This is a genomic window from Flavobacterium kochi (assembly GCF_048286715.1).
Classification (GTDB): Bacteria; Bacteroidota; Bacteroidia; order Flavobacteriales; family Flavobacteriaceae; genus Flavobacterium.
This window is the reverse complement of the sequence record NZ_JBLVPW010000023.1, coordinates 52,396-61,813: the sequence shown is the minus strand read 5'-3', so window position 1 is coordinate 61,813 and position 9,418 is coordinate 52,396. Positions and strand designations below refer to the sequence as shown.

Annotated in this window: 10 protein-coding genes; 3 read left to right on the top strand and 7 right to left on the bottom strand. The window is 35.9% G+C overall.

Annotation, left to right across the window (positions count from 1 at the left end; translation table 11 throughout):
• Both ACNQGH_RS17765 and ACNQGH_RS17760 read left to right on the top strand, forming a co-directional pair.
• A partial coding sequence (locus ACNQGH_RS17765) for a hypothetical protein (RefSeq protein ID WP_470303888.1) occupies window positions 1-296 on the top strand: 296 nt, incomplete at its 5' end.
• A 29-nt stretch (window positions 297-325) separates the two neighbouring features.
• Window positions 326-643, top strand: a complete 318-nt coding sequence (locus ACNQGH_RS17760) for a zinc ribbon domain-containing protein (RefSeq protein ID WP_417957355.1) — start codon at window positions 326-328, stop codon at window positions 641-643.
• Between the two features lies 1 nt (window position 644).
• Here the strand turns inward: ACNQGH_RS17760 and ACNQGH_RS17755 are convergent, their stop codons facing one another.
• The 5 genes from ACNQGH_RS17755 to ACNQGH_RS17735 all read right to left on the bottom strand — a co-directional run bounded on the left by ACNQGH_RS17755 (window position 645) and on the right by ACNQGH_RS17735 (window position 6,471).
• The gene (locus ACNQGH_RS17755) at window positions 645-2,429 is read right to left on the bottom strand and encodes a chloride channel protein (protein WP_417957354.1); all 1,785 of its coding nucleotides are present in this window, start codon (window positions 2,427-2,429) and stop codon (window positions 645-647) included.
• A 36-nt stretch (window positions 2,430-2,465) separates the two neighbouring features.
• Window positions 2,466-3,140, bottom strand: a complete 675-nt coding sequence (locus ACNQGH_RS17750; protein WP_417957353.1) for a DNA alkylation repair protein — start codon at window positions 3,138-3,140, stop codon at window positions 2,466-2,468.
• A 20-nt stretch (window positions 3,141-3,160) separates the two neighbouring features.
• Window positions 3,161-4,846 carry a gamma-glutamyltransferase gene (gene ggt, locus ACNQGH_RS17745; RefSeq protein ID WP_417957352.1) on the bottom strand — a complete coding sequence of 562 codons (1,686 nt, stop codon included), beginning with the start codon at window positions 4,844-4,846 and terminating at the stop codon, window positions 3,161-3,163.
• Entirely contained in the window at window positions 4,843-5,427 is a 585-nt protein-coding gene (locus ACNQGH_RS17740) for an acyl carrier protein phosphodiesterase (RefSeq protein ID WP_417957351.1), read from the bottom strand. Before ACNQGH_RS17740 ends, ggt begins: the two co-directional genes overlap by 4 nt.
• Before the next feature lie 375 nt (window positions 5,428-5,802).
• Window positions 5,803-6,471, bottom strand: a complete 669-nt coding sequence (locus tag ACNQGH_RS17735; protein ID WP_417957350.1) for a hypothetical protein — start codon at window positions 6,469-6,471, stop codon at window positions 5,803-5,805.
• A 394-nt stretch (window positions 6,472-6,865) separates the two neighbouring features.
• Here ACNQGH_RS17735 and glmM point away from each other — a divergent pair, with 394 nt between their 5' ends.
• On the top strand, window positions 6,866-8,254 hold the full coding sequence (gene glmM, locus ACNQGH_RS17730; RefSeq protein ID WP_417957349.1) for a phosphoglucosamine mutase: 1,389 nt from the start codon (window positions 6,866-6,868) through the stop codon (window positions 8,252-8,254).
• A 126-nt stretch (window positions 8,255-8,380) separates the two neighbouring features.
• On the opposite strand, the gene ACNQGH_RS17725 is transcribed toward glmM, so the two are convergent.
• The gene (locus ACNQGH_RS17725; RefSeq protein WP_417957348.1) at window positions 8,381-8,869 is read right to left on the bottom strand and encodes a cupin domain-containing protein; all 489 of its coding nucleotides are present in this window, start codon (window positions 8,867-8,869) and stop codon (window positions 8,381-8,383) included.
• 185 nt (window positions 8,870-9,054) lie between these two features.
• Window positions 9,055-9,333 carry a hypothetical protein gene (locus tag ACNQGH_RS17720; RefSeq protein ID WP_417957347.1) on the bottom strand — a complete coding sequence of 93 codons (279 nt, stop codon included), beginning with the start codon at window positions 9,331-9,333 and terminating at the stop codon, window positions 9,055-9,057.
• Between the last annotated feature and the right edge of the window lie 85 nt (window positions 9,334-9,418).

Sequence of the window (9,418 nt, the reverse complement as noted above, 5' to 3'; positions counted from 1 at the left end):
AATGGTTAAAAGAAGTTAATTCACAAACCTTGCAGCAGTCAATCTTAAATTTAGATGTTGCTTTTGCAAATTTTTTTAAAACCAAAGCCAGTTTTCCTAAATTCAAAAAGAAATCTTCAAAACAATCTTTCAATGTCCCGCAGCATGTAGTCTTGGAAAAAGGGAAATTAATTATACCAAAATTCAAACAGGGCATTGCCATTGTGTTGCATCGAGAATGTAATGGAGCTATTAGACAGGCTACCATTAGTAAAACAACAACAGGAAAATATTATGAGTCAAAAACCACTGCCTAGCTCAAGCCATAACGGATTGTGGTTGGGGCATGTTTGTGACTATTCTAGAATACAAAGCCGAATGGTATGGTAATAATATCGTTAAAATAGGTCGTTTTGAGTCCTCCTCAAAAACTTGTAATTGCTGTGGCAACATCCACAAGGAACTTGCCTTAAAAGACAGGTTTTGGACGTGCGATAATTGTGACACAGTACTCGATAGAGACTTAAATGCAGCTATAAATATTAAAAATTTTGGATTGAAAAATAAATTGTCTGTGGGACACAGACTTAAAAATCGTAAAGAACTGCCAACACTAGTTGGAGTGATGACTTACGAAGCACCGACGGCTTTAGCCTCGGTGTAGTTCACTCGATTGTCATTGATTTTAGTTTGGTTCTATACGCTTCAAGTGCAAGAGCTTTGGAAATAAAACCATAATATTTACCCTCTTTGATTACCGGCAGAAAAACAACTTTCGCTTTTTCAAATTTATTCATTACGGTTTCCATACTATCCTCGGGGGATATTATTTCGACAGGCGGAATCATAACTTCTTTAACCAGGGTATATTTTACGCGGTAAGGGTTAAAAATAATTTCTCTTATCGTATTAAAATGAACGATTCCTACCATTTTTGTGTCTTTATCCACGACAGCAAAAATAACCTGATTGGAATGTGAAATTAAATCAACCAATTTCTCCAGATTTTCATCTGGAGAAACCGTTAAATAGTCCGTTTGAATAATGGAATTGGTATCTAATGTTGAAAGTACATTGGTATCTTTATTGCTGGTAAAAGCATGTCCTTTTTTGGCCAAATTTTTCACATCCATCGAATGTTTTTCAAATCGTTTGGAAATGGCAAAACTGATGGAAGCGACTATCATTAAAGGAATCATCAAATTATACCCACCTGTAATTTCAGCAATTAAGAAAATTGCAGTCAGCGGCGCATGAAACAAACCGCTTAAAATTCCTGCCATTCCCACCATGGTAAAATTACTGATTGGTAATTTGGTCAGTCCCGTCAGATTTAGAAATTTAGAAAAGAAAAAACCAACATAGGAGCCTAAAAATAAGGAAGGAGCGAAGTTACCGCCATTTCCACCACAACCCAGTGTAATTCCTGTGGCGAAAACTTTAACGAGCATCGTTATGCCAATAAAGGCCAAAAGTGCCCAACTGTTATTTCTTAATCCACTAAAGAGTGTGTTTTCCATTAATTGGCCAGGATCATTTTCGGAAAGTGTTTTAATACTTTCATAGCCTTCTCCGAAAAGTGTCGGGAAAATAAAAATTAAAATTGCCAGAACTGAAGCCCCAAAAAATGCTTTTTTATAAGGAGAAAATTTAAGCCGGCCAAAATAATGTTCTACCCTCTCAAAATTTCGCGAGTAGTAAACAGAAATAAAACCGGTGAATAGTCCCAAAAGAACATAAAAGGGAATATTGTGATAGTCAAAAGTTTGCTGTTGTCTAAAAGACAATAAAATGGTTTCGTCCAATGCGATGACCGAGACTAATGCGCCTGTCGCCGCAGCAATCATAATTGGGGTAAAAGCTGAAATACTTACATCGACCAATAACACTTCAATGGCAAACAAAACCCCTGCAATAGGAGCATTAAAAGCCGCAGCAATTCCCGCGGCAACACCACAGCCGATAAGGAGTGTCCGGTCTTTATAGCTTAATTTGTATTTTTGAGCATAATTGGACCCAAAAGCGGCACCGGTAATTACAATAGGACTTTCTAAACCTGCCGAACCTCCTAAACCAACGGTTAGGGAACTTGTTACGATTTGGGCATACATTTGTTTTTTGGGAATGATGCTTGCTTTTTTGGCAACGGCATACAAAATCTGGGAGGTTCCTTTTTCAATAGTACCACCCAAAACTCTTTTTACCACAAAAACGGTAAGCAAAATACCTATAATCGGCAAAATACTATTGATAAATCCCAATTTCAAAATTCCGCTGACATAAGTGGCAAACGAGAAAACCCAGTGAGCAAAAGTCTTTAAAACGATAACGGCAAAGGCGGCGGAGATACCAACTAAAACGGAGGATAAAAAGATAAACTGCTTTGGCGTCAAAATGGATTGCGCAAAAGCTATTATTCTTTCTAATTTGGATAAATATTTTTTGAACATTACAATTTTTTAACAAGGTGCAAAATTACTACTATTTTAAGGGCAACAAATATTTTTTAATGCTTCTTTTGTGCTCAATGGCTTTAAATTATTGTTTAGAACAAAGTTTTTGACTGCTTCGGGATTTATTTTTGCATATTCCCGCAATGCCCAGCCAATTGCTTTTTGAATAAAAAATTCCTTAGAATGGGCCTGTTTTAAGCATTCTGAAAATAAAAAATCAGCATTTGTTTTTTGTTTGTAGTTCAATTGAAACAAAATAGCACTTCTGTTCAACCAGAGATGGGCCGACTTTGAAAATCGTTCTATTGTTTTTTTTGTTTCCAATGGAAATTCCAATAAATATTCTCCTAGAATATACTTTGCAATTGTATCGACACTATCCCACCAGGAGTTCTGGAGTATCAGATTTTCAATCCATTGAATATCTTCTTTTTTATAATTTCCCTTCAGTTCTTTTATCAAAATTTCAATAGCGCAATAATGGAATTCCCGTTCTTGTTTTGAATACAGGGCCAGTGCTATTGCTCTTGAGCCTGTAGCAACCTCTTGTTTGTTTTCTTTCCAAACTGTCTTAAAAATGCGTCTCCGTTCTTCCGTTTTAATTCCAAAAAAAGGAAAATTATTCTTCATGTATTTTGCCATTGCAAAAGCATTTTCCGGATTCCTATTTTGCTTAAAAGCGTTTTCTAAAGCTTGTATAAAGTTCATAAAATTTGATTTCAATACCGTTAAAATCCTGCCGCTTTATCGTCTCCCCTAAAATCAGCTCCACCCTCCAGTTTTTTATCCGGTAAAACCAAAATGGCATCTACTTTTCCTATAATAGGAGTCATTTTTTCGTTAATGAAATATCCTTTAGATTTCAATGTGTCAACCGTTTTAGTATCGAATGCATTGGGTTCAAATGTGATTAAATCGGGTAACCATTGGTGATGGAAACGTGGTGCATTTACCGCTTCCTGCATACTCAAAAGATATTCATGAACATTTAAAATAGTTTGCAATACGGAGGTGATTATCGTTGAACCGCCTGGAGAGCCTACCACCATAAATAATTTTCCTTTTTTTTCTACAATAGTCGGAGTCATAGAACTCAGCATTCGTTTTTGCGGTGCAATACTATTGGCTTCATTACCCACTAATCCAAACATATTTGGTTCACCGGGTTTCACACTAAAATCATCCATTTCATTGTTTAGGAAAAAACCCAATGTATCACAGTAATATTTGGATCCATAACCATCATTTAATGTTGTGGTTGCGGACACCGCATTGCCAAATTGATCAACGATAGAATAGTGGGTAGTCTCTGTACTTTCATTATAATTTACTTTGCCTTCTTTTATATCTGATGATAAAGTTGCTTTATCAAAACTAAAAGTAGACATTCTGTGTTTTAAATAAGCAGCTGACAGTAATGCTTTCAAAGGAATTTTTACAAAATCGGGATCGCCCAAAAAATAACTCCTGTCGGCGTATGCTCTTCTTTCAGCTTCAACAATAACCTGAATGGCTTCAGCTGAGTTATGCCCCATTTTAGCCAAATCGTATGGCGCTGTCATTTTGAATATTTCAGCCAGACAAATTCCGCCACTGCTTGGTGGAGCCATAGAAATAATCTTTAGATCTTTATAGTCAAAAGTGAGAGGCGTTCTCCATTTGGCTTCATATTTAGCCAGATCTTCCATCGTGATTATCGCTCCTTTTTCCTGAAGGTATTTTACTAGGGTTTCAGCTGTTTTGCCTTTATAAAATTCATCCCTGCCATTTTTTAAAATTCTTTTCAATGTGGCTGCCAGCGCAGGATATTTTATGACATCATTTTCTTTGAAAACAGTTGCAAACAACGTTTTGTCACTATTTACTTTGATAATTTTGGCTCGATAAGCATGTAACCGCTCTTCTTGTTTTTTAGTAACAATAACACCTCTTTCAGCAAGTGCAATGACTGGCTTTAGAATTTCTTCTATCGGTAATGAACCCATTTTTTGATGTACTGCAAAAACGCCGGCTATCGTTCCGGGAACACCAATTGCAAGCGGGGATTCGGTGCTTTTTCCTTTTATAACGTTTCCTTTTTCATCCAAAAACATGTCTTTTGTAGCTGCTAAGGGTGCCTTTTCCCTGTAATCCAATGAACCAATTTCGCCATTCGCTTTTCGGTACACCATAAAACCACCACCACCAAGATTTCCTGCAAACGGATAAGCAACAGCAAGAGCTAATTCCGTTCCAACCATAGCATCAAAAGCATTTCCCCCTTTTCTCATGATTTCGACACCAATTTTGGAAGCTTCTTCCCGGGCCGAAACCACCATCGCTTTTGAGCTTACTAAACCTGTCGGTTTCGCTATTTTTTGACTCGATTTGCAACCTAAAATGACTAAGGCCAGTAGAAAAAGTATTTTTTTCATAGCGTTTTTATTTTATTATTGGCGTGGATTATTAATTCTTCAAAAAAATGAGTGAACTCATTTTCAAATTCGACATAAAATGCAGCAAGTTCATTAGTCGCAAATCTCATTTTAGATTCGTTATTGGTACGCTGATCCATTTGAGTCAAAATTCGCTTAATTCCTTCCACTGTTTTATAACTGACGAGCCAATTGTATTTGATCATGTAAGGCATTATTTCCCGGGTTCTATCCGATAGAATCGCAGTGTTGTCGTGCAAAGATTGATAAAAACGGGCTACAAAATCTTCCAGTTTCTCATCAGAATATTTCGCCCAGTTTTTTGCCAAAAAATGATCGTAAAAAACATCCACTATTACACCCGCATAATGATGATAGTTCTGATGTAGTTTTTTTGTGCTTTGTCTAAAAATGGGATGTGTATCTGTATAGGTATCTATTTCTCGATGCAGCAGAATTCCTTTTTGAACTTCTGAAGGATAGCTTTCAAAATGTTTCCCGCGAATGCCATCGGCCATAAAATTGCCAATTTTGATCAAATCGTTGTCACCGGAAAGATAGATATGGGCCAGAAAATTCATCCGTAAGTTTGTTGGATTAGTAGCTATTGTAAAATTGTTGCTATAAATATAAAAAAAACTTTTTTCTTAAAGGTAAAAAAAGAGATTCGCTGCAATTAACTCCCTTAATTTTTAATTGGTATCAGATGCCCAATAAAAACTGCCATTTTTTTTCTGTTTTATTTTGTTGTCGTTGCATTAAATATTTTTATAAATCGTTCAGAAATAACTGATTTAGTTGAATATGAATTTACTAAAATCGGTTGTTTAAGTTTTAGTATACTATCAACTATTGTTTGTATTTCCTTGTCGGAATTAGAATCAGAAATTGGTAAAAAAAGAAATTTCTGATTGTATTGTTTCATGATTTTTTTCTCTTTTTCAATTAAGACACCATCAGTTTTTTCTGGTATTGTTTGATTGTCGGTCATTGTAATTATACCGACCAATAAGCGTCACATTTTTTAATTGTTTAATGTACTGCAAGCTTGTATAATTCCATGGGCCGACACCAGACCTGTTAAAAAAGGTTATGGTGTTGCTAATACCAATCCGGTCTGAAAAGGAATTTAGTTTCACATCAAATAATTGGTCTTTTAAACTGGTATCTGCAGGATATTTTTCAACTAAAAAAATTAAATAATCAAAAGTTGTTTTTGGATCTTTTTCTAAATTTAAAGCTTGCAGTTTTAATATATAAAAATCTTTTTCATCAGGATAAAAAGATAAAGCCTGGTCTATAACTGTTATAGCTGCTTTACTATTTTTTTGCTCTATCTCCAATTTGGTCAGGTAACTAAATGCTTCTTTATATTTTGGGTTTTTAATAATGACATAATTAAAATAATACCTTGCACTGTCAATCTCATTTTTCATTTTATAAGCCCTGCCCAATGCCAAATGAAAATCTAAATAATTAGGCGACTTTTTTATTCCCAAATGACCAAGTTCAATGGCTTTATTATAATTTTTTTCAACAGAAATTAATTTGTTCGTTACGACTACTAAACTATCAATATCGATTTTTTTGAGAGAATAAATAAGTGTTGGATAAGATTGCCTCAAATTTTGAAGATTTAAACCTGTTTATTTTTATTTTTATTTAATATTTTTAAATCAATTAATTGATTATAAATTAAAAAGAATTACTAAAAAGAACACAGAAATTAATTTCTAAAGTACAGTCATTCGTACTAAAATTAGTTACAAAATTTCTTTCAAAAAATTGATCTTTGCTACAAAGTAATGATTTACATCAAAAGAATTAATATGTTTTTGCAATTTATATTATTCGCTTTTTTCTTATAAAATGATGCAGTTGACTACAAGTTAAGTAATTAAATCTGGTGATTAAACTTAATAGTGACTATTTTTAAAAATAGGTTTGACAAGTATTATTGCAACTCCGGTAACTTTTTTATATTTGTCCATCTTAAATACCTTAAAATCTAAATCATAAATGACTTTAATAAAATCTATATCGGGAATTCGTGGAACTATTGGCGGAAAAGTAGGAGATAATTTAACACCAGTTGATGCGGTTAAATTTGCTTCGGCTTATGGAACTTGGTTGAAAAAATATATTGGAAAAGAAAAAATCACTGTTGTTGTAGGTCGGGATGCGCGTATTTCCGGACCAATGATTCACAATCTAGTGGTGAATACTTTAATAGGTTTAGGAATTGATGTGATTGATTTAGGTCTTTCAACAACGCCAACTGTTGAAGTGGCGGTTCCATTGGAAAAAGCTGAGGGTGGAATTATCCTTACCGCTTCACACAATCCAAAACAATGGAATGCCTTGAAATTATTGAATGAAAAAGGAGAGTTCCTAAATGGGGAAGAAGGGCTGAAAATTCTTGAAATTGCCGAAGCGGAAGCTTTCGATTTCTCTGATGTAGATGACTTAGGAGCTATTATGATTAACGATGCATACATGGATATTCATATCGATGAAGTATTGAATTTGCCATTGGTTGATGTTGATGCGGTGAAGGCTGCTAAATTCAAAGTGGTGGTTGATGGCGTAAATTCTTCAGGAGGAATTATTATTCCACGATTACTTGAATTAATGGGCGTTGAAGTGGTAGAACTGTACTGTGAGCCAAACGGACATTTTCCACACAACCCTGAGCCTTTAAAAGAACATTTGACAGCTATTTCGGAATTGGTAGTAAAAGAAAAAGCGGATTTAGGAATCGTGGTAGATCCTGATGTGGATCGCCTGGCATTCATTTGTGAAGATGGTGAAATGTTTGGGGAAGAATACACTTTGGTAGCTTGCGCCGATTATGTTTTGAGTAAAACTCCTGGAAATACGGTGTCGAATATGTCGTCTTCCCGTGCGTTGCGTGATGTGACAAATGCACATAACGGTAGCTATGAAGCCAGTGCTGTAGGTGAGGTGAATGTAGTGGAATTGATGAAGCGGAACAGCGCTGTTATAGGTGGAGAAGGAAACGGTGGAATCATTTATCCTGAATTGCATTACGGACGTGATAGTTTGGTGGGAGTAGCGTTGTTTTTAACGCATTTGGCAAACAAAAAAATGACAGTTTCCGCTTTACGTGCTTCGTATCCGGAATATTACATGAGCAAAAATAAAATTGAATTGACGCCACAGATTGATGTTGATGTAATTCTTGTTGCCATGACAGAGAAATACAAGAATGAAGAGATTACAACTGTCGACGGAGTGAAAATTGATTTTGCTGAAAATTGGGTTCACCTAAGAAAATCAAATACAGAACCCATTATCCGTATTTATACCGAAGCTGCTTCTCAGGAAAAAGCGGATGCTTTGGCATTAAGAATCATGGACGAAATAAAAGCGGTAGCCGGGATATAACCTCACTTTTTTTAATAAATAAGACCCTTTCAGAGTTTACTTCGAAAGGGTTTTTGACTACAATAGGGATTGTTTCTATTTACCCTCATTGCCTTTTTCATAGTGAAGTCGAGTTATTGCCTGGCTTTATTTCTTATTTCTTGGATCATCGGCAGGATTGATATAGGTGATTCCCCACGGCCCCATACCGTGCAATTGAATGATGCATTCTTCTTTTGTGAAGAAATAATGGTGCGTGCCGGTTTTCATCACAGCAAATGCTCCTGTTGTCATCTTCGTTGCTGTTTTTTCGTCATATTCATCTCCCATTCCCATATAACATGACCCCTTAAGAACAGTAATATGCTCATCGGCAGGATGCCAATGCGGCATTATCCTGTAATTGGCGGGAATTTTTGCGCGCATCGTAAATAATCCTGCCGCACCAGGGTCGCCTTCTATCACTGCTGCCTGGGATCCTGGTGGCAAACCTGGAGGAGCAGGGGCCCACTTAATATCATTGGGCATAACCATGATGTGATCGCCGGACATTTTCATATCCTGCGCCTGAACTTGTATAACCATGCTGAAGATACCCAATAGCATCAAGACAGCCATTTTTTGTATTGCTTTCATTTTCATTGTTATTTTACTATCGTTTTTGTTAAAAAAGATTTGATTGGAGATCTGGAGCTGAAAAGACAAAAAGACCTTAGGGATATCGTTCCATTTTGTTAAACGGTATAAATTCGGAAAATTAGAGAGGAACTGTCCTAGCGGGACAGTCCTTCTCATAGGTATTTTAACGGACTGATTGGTGTTCAACGAAAAGGATTGCCAGAATATTCATAATGAAGAGGCAATACGGTGGGTTGGGTGGGCGTAATACCATTTTTAGTAAGGATGGGTGTTAACGTTTGTCCAAATTCATTAAACTTGTCAGCATTTTCCCAAACATCAATCACTTTTAAACCTTTACCGGCTTGTGCGCTCACGTGATATTCCAACCCTTGCGGATTTTCATGACCTGCTGCACGTAAATCCTGCCACACCTGGTCATATTGTTGTGATGTCATTTCAGGAAATTCGTACTGAACCATTATTTTTTTCATATTTTCCATTTTGTTATTTTTTATTCTTCTACTCGTGTGGCTTTTCGATGACGCCCCGTTTTTTTAGTGGCTT